The organism is Citrobacter sp. Cpo109 (genome assembly GCF_030332565.1).
In the GTDB taxonomy this organism is placed as follows: Bacteria; Pseudomonadota; Gammaproteobacteria; order Enterobacterales; family Enterobacteriaceae; genus Citrobacter; species Citrobacter portucalensis.
This window is the reverse complement of sequence record NZ_JAOWHQ010000045.1, coordinates 221,045-247,494: the sequence shown is the minus strand read 5'-3', so window position 1 is coordinate 247,494 and position 26,450 is coordinate 221,045. Positions and strand designations below refer to the sequence as shown.

Annotated in this window: 26 protein-coding genes; 8 read left to right on the top strand and 18 right to left on the bottom strand. The window is 51.9% G+C overall.

Annotated features, from left to right (window positions below):
- Positions 1-32: 32 nt before the first annotated feature.
- The 3 genes from OGY71_RS05635 to OGY71_RS05625 all read right to left on the bottom strand — a co-directional run bounded on the left by OGY71_RS05635 (position 33) and on the right by OGY71_RS05625 (position 5,792).
- Positions 33-1,390 (bottom strand): IS3 family transposase gene (locus OGY71_RS05635; RefSeq protein WP_286612912.1). Its coding sequence is split into 2 segments (ribosomal slippage): positions 33-928 and positions 928-1,390, totalling 1,359 coding nucleotides; the frame shifts between segments, so codons are not numbered across the junction.
- A gap of 97 nt (positions 1,391-1,487) precedes the next feature.
- Positions 1,488-3,350: a bifunctional glutathionylspermidine amidase/synthase gene (gene gss / locus OGY71_RS05630; protein WP_003828343.1), complete on the bottom strand. Its 1,863-nt coding sequence runs from the start codon at positions 3,348-3,350 to the stop codon at positions 1,488-1,490.
- A 153-nt stretch (positions 3,351-3,503) separates the two neighbouring features.
- Positions 3,504-5,792: an FdhF/YdeP family oxidoreductase gene (locus OGY71_RS05625; protein WP_218667173.1), complete on the bottom strand. Its 2,289-nt coding sequence runs from the start codon at positions 5,790-5,792 to the stop codon at positions 3,504-3,506.
- 218 nt (positions 5,793-6,010) lie between these two features.
- Here OGY71_RS05625 and yghU point away from each other — a divergent pair, with 218 nt between their 5' ends.
- The gene (yghU, locus tag OGY71_RS05620; RefSeq protein WP_003828346.1) at positions 6,011-6,877 is read left to right on the top strand and encodes a glutathione-dependent disulfide-bond oxidoreductase; all 867 of its coding nucleotides are present in this window, start codon (positions 6,011-6,013) and stop codon (positions 6,875-6,877) included.
- Positions 6,878-6,972: 95 nt separating this feature from the next.
- Here the strand turns inward: yghU and hybG are convergent, their stop codons facing one another.
- The 11 genes from hybG to yghX all read right to left on the bottom strand — a co-directional run bounded on the left by hybG (position 6,973) and on the right by yghX (position 16,840).
- Positions 6,973-7,221, bottom strand: coding sequence for a hydrogenase maturation factor HybG (gene hybG, locus OGY71_RS05615; protein ID WP_003024459.1), 249 nt, complete (start codon positions 7,219-7,221; stop codon positions 6,973-6,975).
- Between the two features lie 30 nt (positions 7,222-7,251).
- Positions 7,252-7,593, bottom strand: coding sequence for a hydrogenase maturation nickel metallochaperone HypA (hypA, locus tag OGY71_RS05610; RefSeq protein WP_003828349.1), 342 nt, complete (start codon positions 7,591-7,593; stop codon positions 7,252-7,254).
- Positions 7,586-8,074, bottom strand: a complete 489-nt coding sequence (gene hybE, locus OGY71_RS05605; protein WP_003828350.1) for a hydrogenase-2 assembly chaperone — start codon at positions 8,072-8,074, stop codon at positions 7,586-7,588. The genes hypA and hybE overlap by 8 nt, the downstream gene beginning before the upstream one ends.
- On the bottom strand, positions 8,067-8,561 hold the full coding sequence (locus tag OGY71_RS05600; RefSeq protein WP_003828351.1) for a HyaD/HybD family hydrogenase maturation endopeptidase: 495 nt from the start codon (positions 8,559-8,561) through the stop codon (positions 8,067-8,069). Before OGY71_RS05600 ends, hybE begins: the two co-directional genes overlap by 8 nt.
- The gene (hybC, locus tag OGY71_RS05595) at positions 8,561-10,264 is read right to left on the bottom strand and encodes a hydrogenase 2 large subunit (protein WP_003828353.1); all 1,704 of its coding nucleotides are present in this window, start codon (positions 10,262-10,264) and stop codon (positions 8,561-8,563) included. Before hybC ends, OGY71_RS05600 begins: the two co-directional genes overlap by 1 nt.
- Entirely contained in the window at positions 10,261-11,439 is a 1,179-nt protein-coding gene (hybB, locus tag OGY71_RS05590) for a Ni/Fe-hydrogenase cytochrome b subunit (protein ID WP_003828354.1), read from the bottom strand. The genes hybC and hybB overlap by 4 nt, the downstream gene beginning before the upstream one ends.
- Positions 11,429-12,415, bottom strand: coding sequence for a hydrogenase 2 operon protein HybA (hybA, locus tag OGY71_RS05585; RefSeq protein ID WP_003828357.1), 987 nt, complete (start codon positions 12,413-12,415; stop codon positions 11,429-11,431). The genes hybB and hybA overlap by 11 nt, the downstream gene beginning before the upstream one ends.
- Positions 12,416-12,417: 2 nt before the next feature.
- Complete coding sequence (gene hybO / locus OGY71_RS05580) at positions 12,418-13,536, bottom strand: hydrogenase 2 small subunit (RefSeq protein WP_003024486.1); 1,119 nt, start codon at positions 13,534-13,536, stop codon at positions 12,418-12,420.
- A 188-nt stretch (positions 13,537-13,724) separates the two neighbouring features.
- Positions 13,725-14,012, bottom strand: a complete 288-nt coding sequence (locus OGY71_RS05575) for a DUF2623 family protein (protein WP_003024490.1) — start codon at positions 14,010-14,012, stop codon at positions 13,725-13,727.
- Positions 14,013-14,096: 84 nt separating this feature from the next.
- Positions 14,097-15,737: a methyl-accepting chemotaxis protein gene (locus tag OGY71_RS05570; protein ID WP_063941825.1), complete on the bottom strand. Its 1,641-nt coding sequence runs from the start codon at positions 15,735-15,737 to the stop codon at positions 14,097-14,099.
- Positions 15,738-15,952: 215 nt separating this feature from the next.
- Positions 15,953-16,840, bottom strand: a complete 888-nt coding sequence (gene yghX, locus OGY71_RS05565; protein WP_126957693.1) for a YghX family hydrolase — start codon at positions 16,838-16,840, stop codon at positions 15,953-15,955.
- 155 nt (positions 16,841-16,995) lie between these two features.
- Between yghX and OGY71_RS05560 the strand changes: the two genes are divergently transcribed.
- On the top strand, positions 16,996-18,036 hold the full coding sequence (locus tag OGY71_RS05560) for an aldo/keto reductase (protein WP_032945003.1): 1,041 nt from the start codon (positions 16,996-16,998) through the stop codon (positions 18,034-18,036).
- A 67-nt stretch (positions 18,037-18,103) separates the two neighbouring features.
- On the opposite strand, the gene OGY71_RS05555 is transcribed toward OGY71_RS05560, so the two are convergent.
- Positions 18,104-18,607, bottom strand: coding sequence for an ESA_00282 family adhesion-associated protein (locus tag OGY71_RS05555; RefSeq protein WP_003828365.1), 504 nt, complete (start codon positions 18,605-18,607; stop codon positions 18,104-18,106).
- A 104-nt stretch (positions 18,608-18,711) separates the two neighbouring features.
- Here OGY71_RS05555 and OGY71_RS05550 point away from each other — a divergent pair, with 104 nt between their 5' ends.
- Together OGY71_RS05550 and OGY71_RS05545 are read left to right on the top strand one after the other, a co-directional pair.
- Positions 18,712-19,116 carry a hypothetical protein gene (locus tag OGY71_RS05550; RefSeq protein ID WP_003828367.1) on the top strand — a complete coding sequence of 135 codons (405 nt, stop codon included), beginning with the start codon at positions 18,712-18,714 and terminating at the stop codon, positions 19,114-19,116.
- A gap of 1 nt (position 19,117) precedes the next feature.
- Positions 19,118-19,525: a hypothetical protein gene (locus OGY71_RS05545; RefSeq protein ID WP_003828369.1), complete on the top strand. Its 408-nt coding sequence runs from the start codon at positions 19,118-19,120 to the stop codon at positions 19,523-19,525.
- A 76-nt stretch (positions 19,526-19,601) separates the two neighbouring features.
- Here the strand turns inward: OGY71_RS05545 and exbD are convergent, their stop codons facing one another.
- Positions 19,602-20,027, bottom strand: a complete 426-nt coding sequence (gene exbD / locus OGY71_RS05540) for a TonB system transport protein ExbD (protein WP_003828370.1) — start codon at positions 20,025-20,027, stop codon at positions 19,602-19,604.
- Positions 20,028-20,033: 6 nt separating this feature from the next.
- Positions 20,034-20,768, bottom strand: a complete 735-nt coding sequence (gene exbB / locus OGY71_RS05535) for a tol-pal system-associated acyl-CoA thioesterase (RefSeq protein WP_003828371.1) — start codon at positions 20,766-20,768, stop codon at positions 20,034-20,036.
- Positions 20,769-21,018: 250 nt separating this feature from the next.
- On the opposite strand from exbB, the gene metC reads away from it, so the two are divergent.
- Positions 21,019-22,206: a cystathionine beta-lyase gene (gene metC / locus OGY71_RS05530; protein ID WP_286612952.1), complete on the top strand. Its 1,188-nt coding sequence runs from the start codon at positions 21,019-21,021 to the stop codon at positions 22,204-22,206.
- A gap of 131 nt (positions 22,207-22,337) precedes the next feature.
- Positions 22,338-22,997, top strand: coding sequence for a DedA family general envelope maintenance protein YghB (gene yghB / locus OGY71_RS05525; protein WP_003024510.1), 660 nt, complete (start codon positions 22,338-22,340; stop codon positions 22,995-22,997).
- 90 nt (positions 22,998-23,087) lie between these two features.
- Here the strand turns inward: yghB and OGY71_RS05520 are convergent, their stop codons facing one another.
- A complete protein-coding gene (locus OGY71_RS05520; RefSeq protein WP_032934199.1) occupies positions 23,088-23,987 on the bottom strand; it encodes an AraC family transcriptional regulator in 900 nt (299 codons plus the stop codon).
- A gap of 194 nt (positions 23,988-24,181) precedes the next feature.
- On the opposite strand from OGY71_RS05520, the gene yqhD reads away from it, so the two are divergent.
- Both yqhD and dkgA read left to right on the top strand, forming a co-directional pair.
- On the top strand, positions 24,182-25,345 hold the full coding sequence (gene yqhD / locus OGY71_RS05515) for an alcohol dehydrogenase (protein ID WP_286612950.1): 1,164 nt from the start codon (positions 24,182-24,184) through the stop codon (positions 25,343-25,345).
- Positions 25,346-25,449: 104 nt separating this feature from the next.
- Complete coding sequence (gene dkgA / locus OGY71_RS05510) at positions 25,450-26,277, top strand: 2,5-didehydrogluconate reductase DkgA (protein ID WP_003828379.1); 828 nt, start codon at positions 25,450-25,452, stop codon at positions 26,275-26,277.
- Positions 26,278-26,450: the final 173 nt, after the last annotated feature.

Sequence of the window (26,450 nt, the reverse complement as noted above, 5' to 3'; positions counted from 1 at the left end):
TGAACTGACCCCATAATGTTGGACAGTTTATTTTAAGCGGTTATCTGGGCCTGGGTTCGGTACTCTACCGGACTCAGGCCTTTCAGTTTCTGTTTTATTCTTTCATGGTTGTAATAGTGGATGTAGTCATCGATAGCCATGCGCAACTCGCTGATATTCTTGTGTTCCGTGAGGTAAAAACACTCAGATTTCAGTGTGCCGAAGAAGCTCTCCATCACTGCATTGTCATGACAGTTTCCCTTTCTTGACATGCTCTGTTTTAGACCCGCCTCCTTTAGCCGGTTCTGATAATGCGCCATCTGATATTGCCAGCCCTGATCTGAGTGGAGCAGCGGGTATTCGTTTTTGCCCAGTACAGATATAGCCTTCGACAGCATGTTATCCACCATCGACAGAAGAGGACGGGACTCCATCTGATACGCTACTATTTCTCCGTTATACAGATCCAGAACCGGGGACAGATACAGCTTTTCTCCGCTTATTTTAAATTCCGTGACATCTGTTACCCACTTCTGGTTGGGTTTATCCACACTGAACTGCCGGTTCAGTACATTACCCGCAACTTTCCCATGCCGGCCTTTGTAAGAGTTATATTTCTTCCTTCTGATACAACAGGTTAAATCTAACACCTTCATTAACCTCTGAACCGTTTTATGGTTCAGTAAGCTTCCTTCCCGGCGGCCAGCCAGCGTGATTCGCCTGTATCCATACCGTCCTTTATGTTTATGGAACAGCGTTAAAATATGCTGCTTATCATCGGCATATTTGTCTGGTTTTTTACCGTTGGCCAGTTGCCAGTAGAACGTGCTTCTTGCCAGCCCTGCAGCTTTTAATAAGCGTGCAAGAGGGAACTTCAGCCTTAACTCATTCACGACCTGCGCTTTATCCCGCGTCCTGACGTGCTTCTTTCCCTGAGTAAGGCCTGCAGCTTTTTTAGATATGCCACTTCAGCACGCAGTTGTTCAAGTTCCTCACGTTCATCCGGAGCAAGAGGGGTCTGCAAAGGAGGGACGGGGTGATTCTCAGGGCGTTCTGGCATCGTTTTTTTCCTGCGTCGACTGTCTGTAAGGGCTTCTAATCCCCCTTCATCATACAGTCGTTCCCACTGACTAACAGTGGAAAAGGCAGGGATAGTGAATTTTGCACAGACTTCGCGAACAGACAGCTGGTGTTCACGCATATGCAGGATAACGGACTCTTTAAAAGCAGGAGAATAGGTGAAATGCCGGGTTGTAAGCCCGGCTTCGCCATGGAGCTTCCAGGTAGCAGACCATTTACGAACGGCACTGTGATCGATACCAAAACGTTTTGCAGTCGCCTCCTGTCCTTCCAGCCCGGAAAGATAGTGCTGCACAACCTCAAGCTTGAAGCTGAGAGAATACTTGCTCATAAAAAACTGCACCTTACTTCGTTGGGTGTCCAACTTTTTGGGTGCAGTTCAGATATACTCCGGCTTTTCATATCTCACTCATGAGCGAGCAGAAAGATTAGTCTTCCTTCACCACAATCAGCGGTTCGATATCGCTCTCTTTTTTAATCACCAGCGACTCGTCACCACGCAGGCAGGTACCGCCATAGTTACCACCTACGGTAAAGGTACAAACCTGGATATATTTACCGGCAACTTTTGGCAGACACCAAAGCTGCTGATAAATGTTCTTCTGCTCGGCAAACTTACCGCTGGTTTTATCCAGTAGCTCTTCCTGATGACTCACCAGATCGATGTTGCTGCCACAACGTCCTGCAATAGGTTTCACCGCATAACCGGTTTGCGCCAGCTCTTCATTAACAGTGAAATCCGTATCAAGCAGATAACGGTGGTGCGGGAACAGTTGCCAAAGGATCGGCAGAATCGCTTTGTTGCCAGGGATAACCGTCCACAGAGGTTCGAAGACCAGCACTTCCGGGCGCAGCAACACATCGATTAAGCGCACTTCCTGATTCGTATGCCCGGTACGAATTGGCACCGCGGCGTACTCCGTTTCGCTGACCTCGCGCACCTGTTCAATTGCGGTTTCCCACGCCCAGGTCTTCCAGACGCAGTTCACCAGACGACCGTCCCCGTCAATCAATTGACCGGCGTCATCCCAGCGCAGTTCATCCAGACCTCGCAGAATTTTGCTGTCAAACCCGGCCTGACGCAGCGCCTGCTGCATAAACTGCGCGTGATAGTTTTCCTCGATATCCTTATCCTGCATGATGTGGACAAACGGACGTGCGCGGCTGTGCTTCCAGGCACCTGCCAGTTCGTTGATCAACCCTTCAGCCGGGTTGTGTCCCTGCCCTGTGTAACCACGCTCGGCCCATCTTTCGAGAATCAAACCGGCTTCGGTATGGCACGATGCGGAATCGGCGTTGTACTCATACACCTTCAGTCCACGTTCATCCATACAGAAATCCATACGCCCCGTAATCATATGATGCCGACGACGCTGCCAGGAAAGGCGCAGGCGCGGCCAGAGGATTTTCGGGATATCAAACAGCGCCAGCAGGTTGTCGTCTTTCAGCACCTTGTCGGTCGCATGCAGATACATCAGGTGCAGCTCGTTGGTGGCTTTAATCAGCTCCTGCTCGGCGCTCTCGGTAATGGTGAAGTACTGATGAGGGTCCTGATTAATCACATGCCCATTCGCCAGCACGTAGGCTTTTTGCAGCGGATCCTGTTCATCCAGCCATTTGCCGTCAAACTGCCCATTATCTTCCAGTCGCGCACCGCTGATTTTCAGCGAGTCATTGGCGATCTCCGGCTGCGGCAGGCTGTAACGGGTATCATCGGTCTGAATCATCCAACCAAGGATAGTGGTGTCGTCAAAGGTATCACACAGGGTATAACAACCGTTCTCAACCACCATCTCCAGTTCGCGGGTCCACTGCTGTCCGGGAGGCAACGGCGTATGGAGCACGTTCTGCTCGGCAATACGGATTTTGTTTTCCAGCAACTGGGTGACGACCGCCACATGCCCGGTATCTTTAAATTCGCCGCCTTTTTGCCAGATAAGCAGAGCGCCTGCTACCGGCGCGCGGGGCGAACCATTCGGAAATGCCTGTAACGGTAGGATGTTGTCATTCACTACTTCGCGCAGGAAGCGTAAGGAGAAGATCTCCCAGGCCATACCCACATCGGTGAAGACCATGCCATAGTTTAGGAAGAGAAAGCGGCGTGCGAACTCTACGCACTGCCATTTGTGGCCCATGTATTCATCGTCGATATAGCTGCGAAATGCCGCATCATCGTCGTAGTCCCGTGGGTCGAGGGAGCTGTAATCTGAAGAGTAGATTGCTACGCCACCTGGGGCGTAGCCCAATAATGTCCCGAATGGGGCATCCTGACTGGTCGTTCCTTTGCTCATGCACCTTACCTCAAAACAATACAGCCTGAGCAGGTTGGCGTGAATTTTTCGCTCTGGTTGCCTGCTCTGCGACACTAACCGGACAGAGGTCGACATCATCATACACCTCAACGCAGCGGCTGGCGCTCAGAGGCGAAAAATTCACAGCAGGAACTACGCTTTGGTCAGGGTAACCGGTACGCTTTTATACGCCGGAGTCAAACTTTGCGTATCTACCGCATCCAGCGAAAGCAGGACATTCGCTTCTGGCAGATAGGCGCCAATTGAGCCAGCCGCCATGTTGTAAATCACCACCGTTAAACCGTACATGATGCGATCCGCGCAGGGCTGACCATTGTCGTCCAGCGCCTGAACGTTGACCACATCACCCTGGCTCAGACCGCGGCTCGTCGCTTCTTCGGCGCTTAAAAACACCACATCCCGACGACCGGTAATGCCACGATAGCGATCGTTCATCCCATAAATCGTGGTGTTGTACTGATCGTGGCTACGCAACGTCGCCAGCACCAGCGCATCGGCAGGCTGATGTTCCCGCTCCACCGCCCGCTGATTACTGACGATAAAGTTGGCTTTGCCATTCGCCGTTTGCCATTCACGGCGCGAAGCAGGCGTATCCATACGAAATCCGCCCGGCTCGGCAATACGTGCGTTGTAATCGTGGAACGCCGGGATCACGGCTTCAATGGCGTCACGGATCAACGCGTAGTCCCCGGTAAATGCTTCCCAGTTGATCGGTGAACGCGGTAGCGTGGCACGCGCCATGCCCGCCACAATCGCGGGCTCCGATTTTAGCCAGCGGGAAGCCGGCTTCAGCGCGCCGCAGGAAGCGTGAACCATCGACATAGAATCTTCGACGGTCACCGACTGGATCCCCGTCGCCTGCATGTCGCGCTCCGTTCGGCCTAATGCAGGTAGCAGGTAGTTATGCTTTGCCAGCAGCAGATGAGATCTGTTCAGTTTGGTCGCCACATGGACCTGCAGATCCAGATTTTTCATCGCCGCAAAGGTACGCTGCGGCTGGGGCATCGCTACCGCCAGATTGCCGCCCATGCAGATGAGCGCTTTTGCATCTCCCCGCTCGATGGCCCGAATACTCTCCACGCTGGAGCGGCCATGTTTGCGCGGAACACGGATAGAAAAATGCTTCTCAAGGCGTTGCAGGAAGTCTTCGGACGCCGCTTCGTTGATCCCTACAGAACGATCGCCCTGCACGTTAGAATGACCGCGTAACGGGCAGATCCCCGCCCCCGGCTTACCCATATTGCCTTTCAGCAGCAACAGATTTACCAGCTGCTGGACGTTCTCGGTGCCGTTTTTATGCTGAGTGATGCCCAGACCATAACAAACAATCGTGGCGCTGGATTTACTGTAGCTGTGCGCCAGATCTTCCATCTGACTGCGCGTCAGGCCCGAGTCCTGTTCCAGCTCAGCCCAGTTATGCTGACGTAAGTCGTCATACAGCGCTGCATATCCCGCGGTATGTTGGTCGATAAACGCATGATCGAGCGTCGGCTGCTGATCCAGTAGGATCCGCGCTTCGTCCATTTCGATTAGCGCCTTCATTATGCCTTTGAGCAACGAGGCGTCCCCGCCCATTTTTACCTGGTAGTAGTCGTTGCTCAGCTCCGTCGCCTGACCGGTGAACATCTCTTTCGCGCTTTGCGGGAAGCTAAAGCGCTCAAGCCCCCTTTCGTTCAGCGGGTTGATGGAGATAATTTTGGCTCCTCGTTTGGCAACGTCGCGCAAGGTGGTCAGCATGCGTGGATGGTTAGTACCAGGGTTATGCCCGATACAAATCACCAGATCGCAGTGGTCGAAATCATCAAGTTCAACGGTCCCTTTCCCAAGACCAATGGCCGGCGTTAGCCCTGCGCTGGTCGGTCCGTGGCACATGTTTGAGCAATCAGGAAAGTTGCTACTACCATATTCGCGGGCAAACAGCTGATACAGGAACGCCGCCTCATTTGACGTTCTGCCGGAGGTGTAAAATTCAACCTGTTGTGCTGAGTCATAGCTGCGCAGACGCTCGCCGATCTCCCGAAAGGCGAAATCCCAATCTACCGCCTGCCAGGTGTCTGACATTGCATCGTATTTCATTGGATGCGTCAAACGACCAATGTTTTCCAGTTCATAATCGCTGTAGTGCCACAGCGTGGAAACCGGGTGACGGCTGAAAAATTCCGGTGACGCTTTCTTACTGGTTGTCTCCCAGGAAACCGCCTTAACGCCATTTTCGCACAGCTCCATTGGCGCACGATGCCCTGGGTCCGGCCACGCACATCCCGGACAATCGAACCCTTTCACCTGGTTCATTTTGAACATCGCGATAATGTCGCGCGCAACAGCCTTTTGCGAAAACACCGAAGCAGTGACGGCTTTTACCGCGCCCCACCCACCCGCAGGGCCCTGATAACCGCTTACTCCTGGAACACCATTTTTCATTATTACTGCTTATTAGCCGCCAATTTTTGATGGTGAATACGGTAGCAATTTCCGTCCAACATTGATTTCCTCTTCATGGAGTACGGGCCAGGTACAATGAACGGGTTAGATTTATCTTCCCCTTTCAGCACAAAGCGACATAAAGTCCCAATCTGTTAAATTGAGTTCTACCTAACTGCTACACTGCATCAACACAACCACTCAGAAGGCAGGTCAATATGTCAGACAATACCTATCAGCCCGCGAAAGTCTGGACGTGGGAAAAGTCGAACGGCGGCGCATTCGCCAATATCAACCGCCCGGTTTCCGGTGCCACCCACGAGAAAACGCTGCCGGTTGGCAAGCATCCGCTACAGCTCTATTCGCTGGGTACGCCAAACGGGCAGAAAGTGACGATTATGCTGGAGGAGTTACTGGCGCAGGGCGTGAAGGGCGCGGAATACGATGCCTGGATTATCCGCATCGGCGATGGCGATCAGTTTTCCAGCGGCTTTGTTGAGGTGAATCCGAACTCGAAGATCCCGGCACTGCGTGACCACTCGCAAAACCCACCGGTTCGCGTATTCGAATCTGGCGCAATACTGCTCTATCTGGCGGAAAAATACGGTTATTTCCTGCCGCAGGATTTGGCAAAACGTACCGAAACGCTGAACTGGTTGTTCTGGTTACAGGGTGCGGCGCCGTTCCTCGGCGGTGGTTTTGGTCACTTTTACAACTATGCGCCGGTAAAAATTGAGTACGCTATTAACCGCTTCACTATGGAAGCCAAGCGCTTACTCGACGTGCTGGATAAGCAGTTAGCACAGCATAAGTTTGTGGCTGGAGATGAATACACCATTGCCGATATGGCGGTCTGGCCATGGTTTGGCAATGTGGTGCTGGGTAACGTGTACGACGCGGCAGAGTTCCTCGATGCAGGAAGTTACAAGCACGTGCAGCGCTGGGCAAAAGAGGTTGCCGCGCGTCCGGCAGTTAAGCGAGGTCGTATTGTAAACCGCACTAACGGGCCGCTGAACGAGCAGCTTCATGAACGTCATGACGCCAGCGACTTCGACACCAATACCGAAGATAAGCGCCAGGGTTAAAATGCCTGATGGCGACGCCGGGGCGTCTTATCAGGCCTACAAAGATGCCATGCCGTAGGCCGGATAAGGCGTTTGCGCCGCCATCCGGCATAAAATCACGCGCTGGTGACGTCGTACTCCATGCGGCGAAGTGCGTCTAACGTGGCTTTAGCTTCATCTTCATCAATGATGCTCATGGCGAACCCTACGTGCACCAGCACCCATTGCCCGACCAGCTCAGCGGTATCACCTTCACAAATTAGGGCAATATTGACATCACGTTTGATGCCGCACACTTCAACCTGCGCAAGCTGGTGAATATCTTCACCAACGGCCAGAACCTGACCAGGGACTCCAATACACATATCTGACTCCGCCCCATAGCAACCTATGGGTTATTCGACTTCAATACTTTTCACTTTCAGTGAATCGCCTGCATCAACCCGCAGACGATCGCCCTGACATAGTGGACACTGCGCATCATGCTGGGTGATTTCCACAACCTGACTGCAATCCCAGCACCATGCCTGGGCTGGTTTGTAATCAATATGCAGCTCACACCCTTGCGCCAGCGTGCCCTGACAGACGATGTCGAAACTGAAACGGACGGCGCTCTCTTCAACGCACGAGAGCGCTCCGATTTCCAGCCAAACGCCGGTTACACGTTTGACACCGTGCTGCTCTGCCTGCTGTTGAACAATCTCAACCGCGCTCTGACAAAGGGACAGCTCATGCATTTTCGCAGTTCCGACGACCCAGCAGTAGCGCGCGACGATTTAGCTGCGGCGCATTCGGATCGCTCACCGGCAGCGATAACAGCATGCGCGCGCAATCGTCAGTCAGACGCACACCTTCTTGCGCCGACATGCTGTGCGAAAGCGGCGACATCAGTGAACAGGAAAGGTATTGCGATACGCCATCCAGTTCACCAACGGTAAAGGTCATCTCGCCATACGGCAGACGCAGCCCGATTTTTTCGCTGACTTTACGCACCGGCCAGATCTGGTCCGGCCCGGGGAAAATCAGTGCGCTGAGCATCCAGGGTGTGATAACACACCCCGTCCACTGTCCTTCAAACAGCGTAAAATCAGAGACATACACCGGCATGTTCGGATGCAAGAAAGAGAGATCGTGCATCGAACGCCGGGCAACCTCTTCAAACGCTGCCTGAATCTGCGTCTTCGGGGCCGTCTGAAAACCGACAAACTCCTCAGACATGAGCCGCCTCCCGAGGGATCGCTTCAACGCCTGATTCGCGAAGCGCGGCAAGAACCTGCTCCAGCGCCGGTTCAATCATCGCTTCAACCGTTGGCGTTAGCCCGATATGCGGTTCCAGCGATTCCGGAATAACGCCGACTAAGGTCAGCTTTTTCGGAAACTCGCCGGTAAAACGCAGGGCCGACAATACGTCGGCCAGGCCAAGCTGGTGCGGTGAGATTTTGTTGGTAAACAGCGCCGGGATCTCTTCATCCCGCAGGATCATCATCGTTCCTGGCGTGTTTTTCTTCGACACAATGGCGTCAGCAATGATCAGATGATCTCTGTTCGCCATATCGCCGAGAAGCTCCATCCCAGCCGTACCACCGTCCAGAACATCAACAAAGTCTGGCAGGATGTACCGTTGCTCTAATGCCTCAACGATACGTACCCCGATGGCTTCGTCGGTCAGCAAAATATTGCCGACCCCTAAGACTAATATCCGCATTACAGAACCTTAACTGAGACCACTTCGTTCCCGTCAACGTCCACCACATGCACCGCACATGACATACAAGGGTCGAAGGAGTGAATGGTACGAACCACTTCCAGCGGTTTGTTTGGATCGGCAATCGGCGTACCTACCAGCGAGCGCTCATATGGTCCCACTTCATCATTAAAGTTACGTGGGCCAGAGTTCCAGGTTGACGGTACAACCGCCTGGTAGTTGCTGATAATGCCGTCTTTAATCACCATCCAGTGAGACAGCATACCGCGTGGCGCTTCGAGGAAACCAACACCTTTGAATTCACCCGTTGCCGGAATATCCGGTTTCACGAAGGTGGTGTGGTCGCCCTTACCGATGTTCACAATCAGCGCGTTGTACTGATCCTGCAGAACGTTCTGCAGTTCACAGCAGTGAACGGTACGGCCAATAATACGGCCCAGCGTAGAGTGCAACTGCGACACTTCGATAGTTTTACCAGTCAGCTTGGTGTAAATCGCGATGATTTCATTCAGCTTGGCATGGGTAGACTCGCGTTTGGCCGCCAGTTTACACAGCATGTTGGCCAGCGGACCCACTTCAACCGTTTTACCGTAGAAGGTCGGTGCTTTAACCCAGGAGTATTTGCCGTCGTCTGACCAACCGGTGTAATCAGGAACCGTTGTGCCTTCCCACGGAGCCTGCGGCGCTTCGTCTTTGTACCACGCGTGTTTCGCACTCTCCTGAATCCCTTTGATCAGGTACTCATCTGAGTGAGAGGTGATCGGACGATAGGTCGAAAGATCGGCATCGGTGATATAACCGCCCGGGAACAGGAAGCTGCCGTTTTTACCGTCTGTCGGGAATTCCGGCGCACTCAGGTAGTTAACCGCACCCTGACCACGTTCCAGCCACTCAGGATAGAACGCAGCAATAACCGCGGTATCAACCTTGTACACCTGCTCAACGAAGTCGCTCAGCTTATCGATGAAGGACTTGATGTACATCAGGCGTTCAAGGTTCAGCACGCCGAGGCCGTCAAGGTTAATTGGGTTAGCAACCCCACCTACCGCCAGGTTCTGGATGTGCGGCGTTTTACCGCCTAACAGTGCCACAACGCGGTTGGCATCACGCTGGCATTCCAGCGCTTGCAGGTAGTGTGCGACCGCAATCAGGTTCACTTCCGGCGGCAGCTGCATTGCCGGGTGACCCCAGCAACCGTTAGCAAAAATGCCTAACTGACCGCTGGCAACAAGATCTTTGATCTTGTTCTGAACCTTGGTGAACTCTTCTGCGCTGTTCAGGTGCCAGGAGGACACGCCGTTCAGCATGGCAGACGCTTTCGCTGGGTCGGCTTTCAGTGCAGAAGTGATATCCACCCAGTCCAGCGCAGACAACTGATAGAAGTGAACAATGTGGTCATGCGTGGTGTGCGCGGCCAGAATGATGTTACGGATATACTGTGCGTTCACCGGAACATCAATATTCAGCGCACTTTCTGCTGCACGAACGGAAGAGATAGCGTGAGTGGTCGTACAAACGCCACAGATACGCTGCACAATCATCCAGGCATCGCGCGGATCGCGGTTTTTCACGATCTCTTCCATGCCACGCCACATGGTACCGGAAGCCCATGCTTTAGATACCACGCCATTTTCGATTTCGCAGTCGATGCGTAAATGACCCTCAATACGGGTTACCGGATCAATAGTAATTCTCTGGCTCATGCTTTGCTCGCCTCATGACGATTTTGATCGTTTTGTTTTAAAGGAGGAAGTATCGGCAGTAGACGAATGAGTACGATGTATGCACAAATCTCAATAGCCACAAAACCAATAGAAATCAACAGCTCTTCCCAGGTCGGGAAGTAGTGGTAGCCACCACCAGGATTGAACGCCACCAGCGAATAGGACAGACGCCATGTTGCACAACCCAGCAACGCGCTCAGCGCAGACAGATACAGCATGCGCGAGTCATTACGCAGCTTAGTGACGCGCAGCACCACCAGCGGGAAGACCATCAGCACGACTTCAAGCCAGAACATCAGGGAGTAAAGATCGCCTGAGAACGCATAGGACAGCTTGTCGCGATAGATCAGTTCGCCAAAGCGCAGGACGACGAAAATCGCCAGCAGCACGCTGATGGTATTCGTCAGCTTGATGAACAAACTTTTCTCGTCCGGACCGTTACCTTTCAGACCGGCTTGTACCAACGAGCCTTCAAAGATGACGATCGAGAAGCCCATAATAAAGGCGGTTAATACCGAGAAAAGCGGCAGCATTTCATAAGCTTGCCATAGCGGATGCACCTTATAACCCGCAGAAATCATCAATGAACCCATTGAAGACTGGTGCATGGTTGGCAGCAGCGCGCCGAGGGCAATAATAAAGAACATCACTTTATTCAAACGTTTGAGGGAAACTTTCCACCCCAGACGTTCAAACAGAGCCGGAGCAAATTCCAGCGCCATGATGCCGATATAGATGGTCATACAGACCGCCGTTTCGAACAGTACCGAGTTCACGTTGAAGTGGCCCGGAATGTAGAAATACGGCAGGTTCCAGTAACGACCGACGTCAATGGTGATCGACAGACCACCCAACGAGTAGCCAAACAGACTCGCCAGCAGCGCCGGACGAACCAATGGATGGTATTGTCCTCTGTTGAAAACGTACACCGCCCACGCCAGCGCCCAACCACCGCACGCGAAGCCAGTACCAATCAACAGGTCAAACGCGATCCATACACCCCATGGGAAACCGCCGTTCAGATCGGAGACTGAGCCCAGTCCGAAGACCAGACGTTTCACGATCAGGAGCATACACAGGACGATAAGCGGCCCAAAAATAATGACCGGTTTGCTGATTATTTTTCCGCCCAGCGGTTTAGGATCATGACTCATGATCGTCTCCTCCATCGTGATGGTCGTTTTTCGTGTTACGACGAACCAGCACGGTTAAGCCCGCCAGCGCAGCCAGGGGTAATATCATGCCCTTGTACAGGGAATGTTGAACATGTTCGGAACGCGCACCAGTTGAAAGATCATCCAGCTTCGGCAGATCCAAATCCTCGTAAGGAACACCCGTCAGTACCATAACCTGCGTACCACCACCTTCTTTCTCACCGTACAGGTGCGGGTAGTACTTCGGTACCGTATGCAGATAGGTATCGCCTGCTTTCACCGTCTGACGCGGATAGTGGTATTCGCTACCTGGCTTCAGCGCGAGACGTTTTTTCGCCTCAGCCATCAGCTCTTCACGCGTACCAAAAATCACCGCACCGGCTGGGCACACTTCAACACAACCCGGTAAACCACCTTTGTCCAGACGCTCAACGCCTTTCTGGTTACACAGTTCACATTTGTGAAGCGCACCAAACGGGTTGTTGTAGTCGTACTTAGGCACGTTGTACGGGCAGGCGACCATGCAGTAACGACAGCCCGTGCAGACATCTTTGTCATAATGGACGATGCCGGTTTTCGGATCTTTCTTCAGCGCGGAGACCGGGCAAACGGAAACGCAGTTCGGATCAACACAGTGCATGCACTGTTTCTTGATGTATGCGTAGCCATTTTCTTCCTGGTCTTTGTTAACGCCTGTTCCGCTACGCCACACCTGAATGATGTTATTGGTATACGGCGACAGTTTGTCGTTGTTCGACCAGGTTTGCTCGCCTTCCGGGTTACGCGCCGGGAAGTTGATATCCTGACACTTGGTGACACAGGCCTGGCAGCCTACGCACAGCGTCGAGTCATAGAGCATCCCAAGAGAACCTGGGATCGGCGGACGGTTTTCTGCAGCCGCATGGCTGATGGACGGCGCTGCGCCCAACAGCAATGCCCCGCTGGAGGCTGCTTTTATAAAGTTACGTCTGTTCACGGTTATTCTCCCCGTGAGTCAGCGTTATCTTTCTTCTGCTGACGCCCCAGTTCACGAACCGCCATCACGCTGACACCGGCAACCAGTCCTACTACGCCACCCAGCAGTCCAATCGCTCCGGCAGAAACATTGCCACCTTCTTTCATGTTGACGTCAGGTTTCTCGGAACGCGGCGTTTGGTTTTCCACATGAGCAAGCTGGTGAATACCTTTATGGAAGCCGACGCCTTCTTCGTTACAGCCGTAGCAAGGGTGACCGATAGCCACCGGCCACACGCCACCCACATCGCAGAATTGCAGCGTTGAGCAGTTGCCGTAGGTTTCTGGCCCTTTACAGCCCAGATGGTAGAGGCACCAACCTTCACGGTGGCCTTCATCACCAAACTCTTTAGCAAAACGACCAGCATCGAAGTGCGGGCGACGTTCGCAGTGTTCGTGAATCAAACGGCCATAGGCGAATGTCGGACGGTTTTTGGTATCCAGCTTCGGCGGCTTACCATAAGTGATGATATGCGCGACCGTTGCGAGGAAGTTATGCGGGTTCGGCGGACAGCCGGGGATGTTGATGATGGTTTTGCCTGGCAGAACTTCTTGCAGGCCGACGGCACCCGTTGGGTTAACGCCAGCGGCAGCAACACCACCCCACGCGGCGCAAGAGCCGATGGCAATGATAGCGGCTGCGCCTTCTGCGGCCCGGCGGATGTGATCCACGATCGGCTCACCGGCAACCATGCAGTAAATACCATTATCTTTCAGTGGGATAGAACCATCTACTACCAGAACATATTGCCCTTTGTACTTCTCCAGAGCGTTATGTTTGTTCTCTTCGACCTGATGGCCGAAGGCGGCAGAGAGCACCTCATGGTATTCCAGAGAGATTGTCTCCAGAACGAGGTTTTCCACTGTAGGGTGTGTCGCGCGAAGCAGCGATTCAGTACAACCCGTACACTCCTGAGCACCAATCCAGATAACCGGTGGGCGCTGAGGACGAGAAACTGATTCGGCCATTTCTGCGGCGGCTTTGCTACTGAGCCCCATGGTAGCGGCCAGTGCTGCACAAAGCTTCATGAAATCACGGCGATTAATGCCGCTCGAATTGATGAGAGAGTTATCTCCAGTCATTTTATAGTTATTCCGTTGCGAAGACCTGGCTTTTATTTTGCACCATTCGCATGTTGCATATTGCGATCGGCGCGCCATTACCACACTTTTTATATGGTTATGTGCATTATAATACTTCGGCGGAGCAACAAAACGAAGGCGTAGGTCAATAGTGTAATTAATTAAAGCAAGATAATACCCCTTTCGGATCAAGCTTCGAGTCGATAGCCGGCCATGAAAAACCGAATTGTTGTACTGGACTGGTTCTCTTTAAAGAAATCCATCACCATCTCTTTATCCAGCCCATAACGGCGCGTCAGGATCCCCGCTTCCCACGCGCTGAGCTGTCGATCGCCCGTTTTTTCAAACATTCGATGTGAAAATCCCAGCACAAAACCACGCTTATAATCCGCACAAAAATTCGCCACCGAGCGTGCACTATCCGCACTTGAGGCGTTTAATCCGGCCATCAGACCTTTACCAAAATGGTTGTCCATGCATAACCTCCAATCGCTATATAATAAATTATATAGCGATTTTTTAAGCAAAGACCAGAGGTATCACGAACTTTTTATAACGGCTTAAAAGGACACCCACTCATCCGTTTTAGCGGCCGCAGACGTTTTGCTGTCTGCTGAAGAGGAAGCGGTTTGGCTGGCTGTGTATTGCACATCATTAGCGGAAAGGCGGAACTGTTGCACCGAACGTTGCAGCTCCTCTGTTTGTCGTTCCAACGCTACTGCCGCGGCGGAAACTTGTTCTACCAGCGCAGCATTCTGTTGCGTTACGCTGTCCATCTGCGTGATCGCCACGCTCACCTGCGAGATACCCTTATTCTGTTCTTCCGAGGCAGAGGCAATTTGCTTCATGATGACAGTCACTTCGGTGGCGCCGCGCAGAATCGCCTCCATGGTTAATCCTGTTTCTTTAACCAAACGAGCACCCTGATCAACACGACGCGATGACTCGCCAATCAGCGTCTCAATCTCTTTCGCCGCCCCGGCGCTGCGACTGGCAAGGTTGCGTACTTCACCGGCAACGACGGCAAAACCGCGCCCCTGCTCGCCTGCCCTGGCTGCTTCAACCGCCGCGTTCAGCGCCAGAATGTTGGTCTGGAAAGCAATGCTATTAATAACTGACGTGATTTCCGCGATCTGTTTAGAACTGGCGGCAATGCCGTCCATCGTCTCAACCACTTCCGAAACCAGCGTGCTCCCTTTGCCTGCCGTTTCTGTGGCCGTATCGGCAAGCTGGCTGGCTTCACGCGCATTTTCTGCGTTCAGTTTTACCGTTGCGGTCAGCTGCTCCATGCTGGCAGCGGTCTCTTCCAGTGCCGCAGCCTGTTCTTCAGTACGTGAGGAGAGATCGTTATTCCCGGTCGAAATTTCCGTCGCCCCTCGCCAGATATTGTCACTACCTGAACGGATGGTACTGACGGCTTCACGTAGGCTATCCTGCATCGCGCACAATAACGGCACCAGTTGACCCACACAGTTACGACCAAAATCTTCGATGGGATGGCTGAGATCGCCCTGCGCAATCTGCTGGAACTGTTGGCGAATACGTCCCAGCGGTTTCACCATCATGGAAACAAGGTAGCGGTCGGTAAAGAAAAGGAGGGCAATCCCAAGGATAACGGCGGTGATAATTAGCGTCCGGATGATAGAGGTTTTGCCATCGACCATCACGCGGGTGGTATCGAGTCGCTCACCTGCCGTGGCGTTAAAACGCTCGGCACTGGCGCCAAATTCACGGCTCAACGCAGGTGTAATAGTGCTGGCATGCTCAGCAAAGGCCGTAAGCGTTCCCTGCTGCGCCAGCTGCATTTGCGGGATCACGCCGTTGTCCAGCAGCGCCTGCCACTTCGTCAGTACTGCGTTAGCGACGTCAGGGTCCATAGGGCCCGGAGATAATGTTTTCATCTCCTGGAGTTTTTTGCTCATATTCTCCAGGGACTGTTGCGCTGGCGCAAAATCAGGCGTTCCGCCACTCATTTTGACATCCATGGCGCGACTTAAGCGCGTTACGAAGCGAAAGTACTGATCGTTGCCCTGACTGAGAACCGTCATCTGATGGACAAGATGACGGTCAATATCATTGCCTTCAGATATTTTTGATAACGAATGAAGACTGAATAAACCCACGCCCGACCAGAGCAGGCAAAAAAGTCCCAGTATTGCCAACATGACAATACGAATAGTGAAGTTTTTCAGCAAACGCATAATAATTTCCTTGCCGTTGATGAGGAATTCGCCATCAGGCGATACTTATCCTTGTTATCGGCAGGCAGTAGAGAAGATATAATGCGTTCTTTATTTTTTTACTTTCTTAAGTACATCCACTCTCTCTCCACACTATATCAATATGAATGCTAATGAAATTCGGTAGCATTATTATTCAGGTAATTAGTTATAAGCATTAAATAATCTATTGTTTTCTATCGCAAATATTTGTTAAACCACGCAAGAGTACGTTCCCAGGCTAAATCAGCGGCAGCTTTATCATAACGGGGGGTCGAATCGTTGTGAAAGCCATGATTAACGCCGGGATAGATATAGGCTTCATAGACTTTCTTATTGGCCTTAAGCGCCGCTTCATAGGCAGGCCATCCTTCATTAATACGTGTATCTAATTGCGCATAGTGCAGTAATAAAGGCGCGTTTATTTTAGGGACATCTGACGCAGGAACCTGACGCCCATAAAAAGGCACCGCGCAGGCCAGTTCCGGGAATGCCACTGCGGCGGCATTCGATACGCCACCACCGTAGCAAAATCCGGTGATACCTACCTTTCCCGTGGTCCCCGAATAATGTTGCATAAATTCAATGGCGGCAAAAAAGTCGTTCATTAACTTTACGGGGTCAACCTGCTGCTGCAATTCCCGACCTTTATCATCATTGCCTGGATATCCCCCTACCGAACTTAATCCATCAGGCGCGAGTGCCATAAAGCCCGCCTTCGCCACCCGTCGCGCCACATCTTCAATATACGGATTCAGCCCACGATTTTCATGTACTACCACCACCGCCGGAACATTCCCCGTCACCTTCGCAGGTTTAACTAAATACCCCCGCACATCACCATGCCCTTCAGGCGAAGGATAGGTAATATATTCCCCCAGAATATCGGGATCGGTAAATTCTACCTGCGTTGCGAGGGCATAGTTGGGTTTCAATAAATTGAATAAGGCCAACGCCGTCATGCCACCCACTGCATATTTCGCTGCCAGATTGAGAAACTCGCGTTTCGTTATTTTGCCATGCGCGTAATAGTCATAGTAGTCGAGCAGTTCTTGCGAAAAATCTTTGGCAGTCAAACGCGGCATCGTCGCACTCCTGATTGATGTTTTTTTAAGCAAAGCACAGTGACCTGTTTTTGCCCAGTTTTTCATCTCAGTGTGACCTGGTGAACGGGATATTCACCGTGAACCCGCTAGAATAGAAACGTTGTTTCGAAATTCACCTGCACTAAGGAGATCTCATGGCCTGGTTTGCCAATCCTGAACGTTACGAGCAGATGCTCTATCGCTACTGTGGGCGCAGCGGTTTGCGTTTACCCGCGCTATCGCTGGGTTTATGGCACAGTTTTGGGCACGTTCAGGCGCTGGATTCACAGCGAGCCCTGTTGCGTAAAGCATTTGATTTAGGCATCACGCATTTTGATTTAGCCAATAACTATGGGCCGCCACCAGGCAGCGCAGAAGAGAATTTTGGCCGATTGCTGCGCGAGGATTTTGCACACTATCGCGATGAACTGATTATCTCCACCAAGGCAGGCTATGACATGTGGCCTGGGCCATATGGTTCTGGCGGTTCGCGCAAATACCTGCTCGCCAGCCTCGACCAGAGTCTGAAACGCATGGGTCTCGACTATGTCGATATCTTCTACTCTCACCGCGTTGACGAAAATACGCCAATGGAAGAGACCGCCTCGGCGCTGGCCCACGCCGTGCAAAGCGGTAAAGCGCTGTATGTCGGCATCTCATCCTATTCCCCGGAACGTACGCAGAAAATGGCCGAGCTGATGCGGGAATGGAAAATTCCATTGCTGATCCATCAGCCGTCTTACAACCTGCTTAACCGCTGGGTAGACAGCAGCGGCCTGCTGGATACGCTGGAATCCAACGGTATGGGCTGCATCGCATTTACACCGCTGGCTCAGGGACTGCTGACGGGGAAATACCTTAACGGTATTCCGGAAGGTTCACGCATGCAGCGTGAAGGGAAAAAAGTTCGTGGGTTAACGGAAAACATGCTGACGGAAGAAAACCTTACCAGCCTGCGTTTGCTTAATGAGATGGCGCAACAGCGTGGACAGTCGATGGCACAAATGGCCTTAAGCTGGCTGCTAAAAGACAACAGGGTAACGTCGGTATTGATTGGCGCCAGTCGACCGGAGCAACTGGAAGAGAACGTTCAGGCGCTGGCGAATCTGACGTTCAGCGCCGAAGAACTGGCGCAGATCGATAAGCACGTCGCGGACGGTAAGCTGAACCTGTGGCAGGCCTCATCTGACAAATAACCGTAGGTAATCCCGTGCCGGGTGCAACGTTGTTCTTCCCGGCACGTAATACGGGCCAGCCAGCTCCTCACACCTCTTCTGCTTTGATTTCTGGGCGCTGATATTCCGGCCACACCAGCGCGACAAGTGCAGGATAGGCTTCCAGGCTGAACTCCCTGAAGCACTGACGTAAGTTAAGCACGTCCAGATCGGCATGCGGGACTTTCTCGCCACTCAGGCAGCGTTTTTTAATATTGTCGTAATATTTATACACCGCAGAGTTGAGATCGCTGCAACGCCGCTGTGCATCAAATAGCCCTGGCGTCTCATTCAGCTCCACCATTGTCATCCGTTTGATCGTCGAGTGGATAAAATCGATATATTCGTGATTGACACGCCAATACCAAACCGGAGTAATCGAATTCATCAGTACCGAGAAATGATCTTCACCCTCTTCTTTACTCAGTATTTCCGGCTGGTTTTCAGCGTATCCATTTTCTGCATTACGGTTTTTATTTGCACTGTGCATCAACAAAAGTACCCCGCAAGTCAGCAATAGCAGGGTAATAACAGAATAAAATATACTGTTCATATACTGGCTCCATTTTTTTTGATTTTAAAATTACGCCATGCTATTGTCAACGCGGCATGGTTTATTTAAAACAACATATCATTGGCATCAAAGGATATTTCAACATGCTTCCCGAGCATCTTGTTCCCTCGCGTTTTCACTTATCCAGCTCACCTGACAATACCACCTCTACAGATAATAGTGAAAATTTGACTCAGGGGAAGATAACATTAAGCGATTACGAATCCGATATTTTGATTAGCTCAACCGCTACCGGTCAGTCACGGAATATGCTATTTGAAGAGTGCGACCGCCATTTAAAAGAGCGTCTATTTCGTGCAGCAAAAATTGAGTCATTCTCTCGCCTGCTCAATTCACTACAGGCAGAAGGCGACATTAATGCACAAGAATTAAGTAAAATTTTGACTCAAAAAACAGCCATCATAAATGAACAGGGCAACAAAATTTGGCTTAATTTAATTACCCGTGAAACCAGCGATCCTATTTTTTATTCTCTGGAAGAGAAATAAAATGAAAGATGTTGAGGATAATAATGTTTATTTGGCTTTAGATAACCATAAAAGCGATGAGTTTGTCTTAAAGCAAAATTTAGCCGTGTTGATTGCCAATAAAAACACGACACTGGAAAGCGTTGCTCAGGAGATAGCCTCTATTCCCGCTGCACTGGTGCGGATGAAATGGCAAAATCGCCGTGAAATTTACTCGCTACAGGCTAAAGAAGAGATCTACGGTGCCGCGATCGAAGCCATTATGGAGCAGCAACCAGAACTGCGGGACAAAATCATGGCCCGACTGGAAAGCACCTACCAGCATATACTCGCGCGGGAAACGGCCACCTTACGCCTGACGCGAAAGCTGTCTGAAGGGAACTACGAACCCACCAGAATAACCACGGTCGCGTTAGATGAGAACAGATAAGAACAAGTGTGCGAGGGAGTTGAATCAGGAGAGGCACGCCGGGTAAGGCGGCAACCATTACCCGGCATGATGAGGATTACTTCGCTTTCACAGTCTCTTCGCCAACCAGACCAATCTTCAGGAAGCCCGCCTGATGCAGCGTATCCATCACCTTCATCATGGTTTCATAATCAACGGTTTTATCTGCCCGGAAGAAAATCGTGGTGTCTTTCTTCCCTTCAGTTAGCGCATTTAGCTCGTTAATCATGGTTTCATCCGTCACCTGATTGTTGCCAATAAACATACTCTTATCGGCTTTAACTGACAGGTAAACCGGTTTTTCCGGACGCGGCTGCGGCGTGCTGGTGGAGGCAGGGAGATTCACCTTCACATCTACGGTTGCCAACGGCGCGGCAACCATAAAGATGATCAATAAAACCAACATAACGTCGATAAACGGCGTCACGTTGATTTCATGCATTTCACCGTTATCGTCCAGGTTTTCATTAAAGCTCATTGCCATGGAACATTATCCTACACGTAATTTCTGCGCTGCACGTACCGGATGCGCGGATGCGCTCGCGTTCAGGTCCAGATCGCGGCTTTGCAACAACAGCACCTGTGCCGCGACGTCGCCCAGCATCGCTTTATAGCTGCCAATCTGACGTGCGAAAATGTTGTAGATAACAACCGCTGGAATTGCTGCGACCAGACCGATTGCGGTCGCTAACAGCGCTTCTGCGATACCCGGCGCAACAACGGCCAGGTTGGTCGTTTGGGTTTGTGCAATCCCGATGAAGCTATTCATGATGCCCCATACGGTACCGAACAGACCGACGAAAGGAGAGATAGCCCCGATGGTGGCCAGGTATCCGTTACCGCGGCCCATATGGCGACCTACCGCAGCCACACGACGCTCCAGACGGAAGCCGGTACGCTCTTTAATGCCTTCGTTATCTTCGCTGCCTTCTGACAGTTCCAGCTCGTTCTGCGCTTCGTTAATCAACTGTGCGCCCAGGCTTTTGCCATCGAATCCTGCGGCAATCTCACTTGCCTGATCTAAAGAGCGGGCTTCCGCCAGCAGTTGCTGTTCACGCTTAAGGCGGCGTTTCTGAGTAAAGAACTCAAGGCTCTTACTAAAGAAGATAGCCCAGGTGACCACTGACGCCAAAATCAGCCCAATCATCACGCACTTAACCACGATATCGGCGTGCTGATACATACCCCAGACGGAAAGATCCGTCTGCATCAAATTATTACCCACTCTGTATCTCCAGGACGCAAATCACAAAATCTGAGCGTAATCATATCAAAACGACGTCGAATTGATAGTCGTTCTCATTACTATTTACATATTGCCGCACCTTTGGTTTCTTTTCCTTGCGCTCACGCAGTAAAAAAGTCACCAGAAGCATTTTGAGATTATTTTCTACTGTATGGCCGTTCTGCAGGATGCGTCATCTTTGATTCATGGTAGTTTAGACATCCAGACGTATAAAAATAGGTAAGACAACATGGCAGATAAGCAACTTGAAACCAAACTCGTTCACGCAGGACGCAGTAAAAAGTACACGCTGGGCTCGGTAAATAGCGTGATCCAGCGCGCTTCTTCGCTGGTTTTTGACACCGTAGAGGCCAAAAAACAGGCCACGCACAACCGGGCGAACGGTGCGCTTTTCTATGGGCGTCGCGGAACCCTAACGCATTTCTCTCTTCAGGAAGCGATGTGCGAACTGGAAGGTGGCGCGGGTTGCGCGCTGTTCCCCTGCGGTGCGGCGGCCGTTGCCAACACCATCCTTGCCTTTGTGGAGCAAGGGGATCATTTGCTGATGACCAATACCGCCTATGAACCCAGTCAGGATTTCTGTACCAAAATTCTCGGCAAGCTCGGCGTGTCCACCGGCTGGTTCGATCCGCTGGTTGGCGCCGATATCGTTAAGCACATACAGCCGAACACGAAAGTCGTATTTCTGGAATCTCCCGGCTCTGTCACTATGGAAGTGCATGATGTTCCCGCTATTGTTGCCGCCGTCAGAAGCGTCGCGCCGGATGCAATCATCATGATTGATAACACCTGGGCTGCCGGGGTGCTGTTCAAAGCGTTGGATTTTGGCATCGATATCTCTATTCAGGCAGGCACCAAATATCTGATTGGTCATTCTGACGGCATGGTCGGCACGGCGGTATCTAATGCCCGCTGCTGGGATCAACTGCGCGAAAATGCCTATCTGATGGGGCAAATGCTGGACGCCGATACCGCCTATATGACCAGCCGTGGACTGCGTACGCTGAGCGTTCGCCTGCGTCAGCACCATGAAAGCAGCTTAAAGGTCGCCGAGTGGCTGGCCAGCCATCCGCAGGTCGCCCGCGTGAACCACCCGGCACTGCCCGGCAGTAAAGGCCATGAATTCTGGAAGCGTGATTTTACCGGCAGCAGCGGCCTATTCTCCTTTATATTGAATAAGAAGCTCAATAATGAGGAGCTTGCTGCGTATCTGGATCACTTCAGCCTGTTCAGCATGGCCTACTCCTGGGGCGGTTTTGAGTCGCTGATTCTCGCCAACCAGCCGGAACACATTGCGGGAATCCGTCCGCAAGGCGAGGTGGATTTCAGCGGAACGCTCATCCGTTTACATATCGGTTTAGAGAATGTTGACGATCTGATTGCCGATTTGGCCGCAGGATTTGCCCGAATCGAGTAAAATTGCCACAGATGGACATATATGCAGACACTTCTGGTGGAAAAGTCTGCAATTGTTGCGTCCGGGATCAAGGCATCCCGGGCAATTCAGGAGTACAATCCACACATAAACGCTGTTCCACAGGAAAGTCCATGGTAGTCATTCAAGATATTGTCTCCGCGCTCTGGCAACACGATTTTGCCGCACTGGCGGATCCGCACGTGGTGAGCGTGGTGTACTTCGTCATGTTCGCCACGCTGTTTTTAGAAAATGGCCTGCTGCCCGCCTCCTTTTTACCCGGAGACAGCCTGTTATTACTGGCAGGAGCGCTGATCGCTCAGGACGTGATGAGTTTTTTACCTACCATAGCTATTCTGACGGCCGCAGCCAGTCTGGGCTGCTGGCTGAGTTATATTCAGGGACGCTGGCTAGGCAACACGCGCACGGTGAAAGGCTGGCTGGCGCAATTACCGGAAAAATACCATCAGCGCGCAACCTGCATGTTTGACCAACACGGTCTGATGGCGCTGCTGGCAGGGCGTTTTCTGGCGTTTGTTCGCACCTTGCTGCCAACGATGGCGGGCATTTCAGGGCTTCCTAACCGTCGGTTCCAGTTTTTTAACTGGCTGAGTGGCCTGCTGTGGGTCACCGTCGTCACCAGTTTCGGCTATGCGCTGAGCATGATCCCGTTCGTTAAACGCCATGAAGATCAGGTGATGACCTTTTTAATGATCCTGCCGATTGCCCTGTTAACCGCAGGTCTGTTGGGAACATTGTTCGTGGTGATTAAAAAAAAATACTGTAGCGCCTGAGTATTATCCGTAGCCGGGGTAATCCCCGGCATTTTGCCTGATGGCGCGCAGCTTTATAGCCTACGGTGTACCTGTCAGGCCTACAAGAAATCAACTCCCCTGCATCATACGAATTCTTGCCGCATCTTCCCCCGGCGTTACGCCAAAGAAACGTTTGAACTCCCGACTGAATTGCGATGCGCTCTCATAACCGACGCGCATGGCAGCCGCACTGGCCTTCATTCCATCGTGAATCATCATCATCCGCGCTTTATGCAGGCGATAACTCTTAAGATATTGCAGCGGCGACGTGCTGGTAACCGCTTTAAAATTATGATGAAACGCCGACACGCTCATGTTCGCCTCTGCCGCCAGCTGTTCTACATTGAGGTTTTCGGTGTATTTGGTTTCAATCCGCTTCAGTACCCGGCTTATCAAACTGAAATGCGTCTGGCGACTGACCAGCGCAAGCAAGGCACCGCCACGCGGCCCGGTCAACACATGGTAGAGGATCTCGCGAATAATCTGTTTCCCCAGAATACGCGCATCCAGCGGCCGCTCCATTACATCCAGCAGGCGCTCTGCGGCACAGAGAATTTCGTCAGAGAGCGTCGCAGAGTTAATCCCACTGGCAGCCATGGCGGGCTGGAACAGTTCGTCTTCCCCAATGTCCATCAGCAGCTCCTGCAATTGCAGAATATCGACATTCAGGTAAATACCGGCCAGAGGAACCTCCGGCGTCGCATAGGTTTCACATTCAAAGGGTAAAGGTACGGTTAGCAGCAGGTATTCGTTGGCGTCATAGCGAAATATGCGCTCATTGATGTAACCAATTTTATGTCCCGAAAAGAGAAATATGATGCCTGGCTGATACATGACTGGTGTACGTGCCGCCGGCTCCGTACCGTATAGCAGGCGGACATCTGGCAGCAGTTCGTTAAGTCTATTTTCATTGCTTTTCAGCTGCTTAATTTTATCTGTCAGCAGAAGGCAGATCTCATCACGGTTCATGGAGCACCATTTCATCATCGGTTTTCGACCCTGACATAATGCGCAGATTTATCCGTTTTCTCCAGCAGTCTGTAGAAATGGGCAAGACATCGGCAGAAATGAGCATTGAGAGCAGCGCGGCGGGCGACCACAATGTTCATCATCCGGCAGACACTCTCCTGCCCTCTTTTATTACCCACCAAAGGGAACGAGCAATGAACAACTTTAATCTCCATACCCCAACACGTATTTTGTTTGGTAAAGGCGCGATTGCTGAGCTGCGCGATCAAATTCCTCAGGACGCTCGCGTACTGGTTACCTACGGCGGCGGCAGCGTGAAAAAAACCGGCGTCCTGGCACAGGTTCAGGACGCGCTAAAAGGCCTGGATGTGCTGGAGTTTGGCGGTATCGAGCCAAACCCGTCTTACGAAACGCTGATGAACGCAGTAAAAATCGTGCGTGATGAGAAAGTGACGTTTCTGCTGGCAGTAGGTGGCGGTTCAGTGCTGGACGGCACCAAATTCATCGCGGCAGCGGCACAGTACGCTGACGGCATCGATCCATGGCACATTCTGGAAACCCACGGCAGCGACGTAACAAGCGCCATCCCGATGGGCTCCGTATTAACCCTGCCTGCAACCGGCTCTGAATCTAACTCCGGCGCGGTAATTTCGCGTAAAACCACCGGCGATAAACTGGCCTTTATGACCCCGTTTGTGCAGCCAGTATTTGCCGTACTGGATCCGGTTTACACCTACACCCTGCCGCCGCGTCAGGTTGCAAACGGCGTTGTGGATGCTTTTGTTCATACCGTGGAACAGTATGTGACTTATCCGGTAGACGGGAAAATTCAGGATCGCTTTGCCGAAGGCATTCTACTCACGCTGGTAGAAGAAGGTCCGAAAGCCTTGCAGGAGCCGGAAAACTACAACGTGCGTGCGAACGTCATGTGGGCGGCAACCCAGGCGCTGAACGGCCTGATTGGCGCAGGCGTACCGCAGGACTGGGCAACGCATATGTTGGGCCATGAACTGACCGCAATGCATGGTCTGGATCATGCTCAAACGCTGGCCATCGTTCTGCCAGCGCTGTGGAATGAAAAACGTGATACCAAGCGTGCCAAACTGCTGCAATACGCAGAGCGTATCTGGAATATCACCGAAGGTTCCGACGACCAGCGCATCGACGCCGCCATTACCGCTACCCGCACTTTCTTCGAACAAATGGGCGTACCCACTCGCCTGTCTGACTACGGCCTGGACGGTAGCTCTATCCCGGCATTGCTGGAAAAACTGGAAGCACACGGTGGTACGCAACTGGGCGAACATCAGGACATTACGCTTGAAGTCAGCCGTCGGATTTACGAAGCTGCCCGCTAAGGTTTTTTAACCTCCGCCTTTCGTTTTTGGGTATTTATACCAGGCTTAAGTCACACCTAACTCACCGGGGGCTGCCCCGGTGACTGTAATCCAGGGGGGGAATTATGACCGGTCCAACCATTATCAAACTACAGGATGGTAACGTCATGCCGCAACTGGGCCTGGGGGTCTGGAAGGCAAGTAACGAAGAAGTCATCACCGCCATTCATAAAGCGCTGGAAGTGGGGTATCGCTCAATTGATACCGCTGCTGCGTACAAAAACGAAGAAGGTGTCGGCAAAGCAATACGCGATGCTGGCGTACCACGGGACGAGTTATTCATCACCACCAAGCTGTGGAATGATGACCAAAAACGCCCCCGGGAAGCCTTGCTCGAAAGCATGGAAAAACTCCAGCTTGATTACCTCGATCTATACCTGATGCACTGGCCGGTTCCGGCGATCGACCACTACGTTGAAGCGTGGGAAAACATGATCGACCTGCAAAAAGAAGGTCTGATTAAGAGCATCGGCGTGTGCAACTTTCAGATCAATCATCTCCAGCGGTTGATGGATGAAACCGGCGTACCTCCAGTGATTAACCAGATCGAACTTCATCCGCTTATGCAACAGCGCCAACTGCACGCCTGGAACGCAACGCATAAAATCCAGACCGAATCCTGGAGCCCACTGGCGCAGGGCGGCAAAGACGTCTTCGATCAAAAGATCATCCGTGACCTCGCCGAGAAATATGGCAAATCACCGGCGCAGATTGTCATCCGCTGGCACCTGGATAGCGGGCTGGTGGTGATTCCGAAATCAGTCACCCCGGCGCGTATCACAGAAAACTTTAACGTCTGGGACTTCCGCCTGGATAAAGACGAATTAGGCGAAATCGCGAAACTCGATCAGGGCAAACGTCTGGGGCCAGACCCGGATCAGTTCGGCGGTTAACCCCTTCCCTCCAGCCCGACACTCTCGTCGGGCCTTTACTGATTTGAAATATCAGGAAACAATTCACGCACATATATTGATGTATTTCTTGCAGTCACTGGAGCAGCATTACGCAACATAACCTGTTAATTATTAAATAAATATATTTATTCGATGAATATATTCACCATATC

Coding starts and splice junctions, on each gene's coding strand:
- gss (WP_003828343.1), bottom strand. CDS start 3,350: ATGAGCAAAGGAACGACCAGTCAGGATGCCCCATTCGGGACATTATTG.
- OGY71_RS05625 (WP_218667173.1), bottom strand. CDS start 5,792: ATGAAAAATGGTGTTCCAGGAGTAAGCGGTTATCAGGGCCCTGCGGGT.
- yghU (WP_003828346.1), top strand. CDS start 6,011: ATGTCAGACAATACCTATCAGCCCGCGAAAGTCTGGACGTGGGAAAAG.
- hybG (WP_003024459.1), bottom strand. CDS start 7,221: ATGTGTATTGGAGTCCCTGGTCAGGTTCTGGCCGTTGGTGAAGATATT.
- hypA (WP_003828349.1), bottom strand. CDS start 7,593: ATGCATGAGCTGTCCCTTTGTCAGAGCGCGGTTGAGATTGTTCAACAG.
- hybE (WP_003828350.1), bottom strand. CDS start 8,074: ATGTCTGAGGAGTTTGTCGGTTTTCAGACGGCCCCGAAGACGCAGATT.
- OGY71_RS05600 (WP_003828351.1), bottom strand. CDS start 8,561: ATGCGGATATTAGTCTTAGGGGTCGGCAATATTTTGCTGACCGACGAA.
- hybC (WP_003828353.1), bottom strand. CDS start 10,264: ATGAGCCAGAGAATTACTATTGATCCGGTAACCCGTATTGAGGGTCAT.
- hybB (WP_003828354.1), bottom strand. CDS start 11,439: ATGAGTCATGATCCTAAACCGCTGGGCGGAAAAATAATCAGCAAACCG.
- hybO (WP_003024486.1), bottom strand. CDS start 13,536: ATGACTGGAGATAACTCTCTCATCAATTCGAGCGGCATTAATCGCCGT.
- OGY71_RS05575 (WP_003024490.1), bottom strand. CDS start 14,012: ATGGACAACCATTTTGGTAAAGGTCTGATGGCCGGATTAAACGCCTCA.
- OGY71_RS05570 (WP_063941825.1), bottom strand. CDS start 15,737: ATGCGTTTGCTGAAAAACTTCACTATTCGTATTGTCATGTTGGCAATA.
- yghX (WP_126957693.1), bottom strand. CDS start 16,840: ATGCCGCGTTTGACTGCCAAAGATTTTTCGCAAGAACTGCTCGACTAC.
- OGY71_RS05560 (WP_032945003.1), top strand. CDS start 16,996: ATGGCCTGGTTTGCCAATCCTGAACGTTACGAGCAGATGCTCTATCGC.
- OGY71_RS05555 (WP_003828365.1), bottom strand. CDS start 18,607: ATGAACAGTATATTTTATTCTGTTATTACCCTGCTATTGCTGACTTGC.
- OGY71_RS05550 (WP_003828367.1), top strand. CDS start 18,712: ATGCTTCCCGAGCATCTTGTTCCCTCGCGTTTTCACTTATCCAGCTCA.
- OGY71_RS05545 (WP_003828369.1), top strand. CDS start 19,118: ATGAAAGATGTTGAGGATAATAATGTTTATTTGGCTTTAGATAACCAT.
- exbD (WP_003828370.1), bottom strand. CDS start 20,027: ATGGCAATGAGCTTTAATGAAAACCTGGACGATAACGGTGAAATGCAT.
- metC (WP_286612952.1), top strand. CDS start 21,019: ATGGCAGATAAGCAACTTGAAACCAAACTCGTTCACGCAGGACGCAGT.
- yghB (WP_003024510.1), top strand. CDS start 22,338: ATGGTAGTCATTCAAGATATTGTCTCCGCGCTCTGGCAACACGATTTT.
- OGY71_RS05520 (WP_032934199.1), bottom strand. CDS start 23,987: ATGAACCGTGATGAGATCTGCCTTCTGCTGACAGATAAAATTAAGCAG.
- yqhD (WP_286612950.1), top strand. CDS start 24,182: ATGAACAACTTTAATCTCCATACCCCAACACGTATTTTGTTTGGTAAA.
- dkgA (WP_003828379.1), top strand. CDS start 25,450: ATGACCGGTCCAACCATTATCAAACTACAGGATGGTAACGTCATGCCG.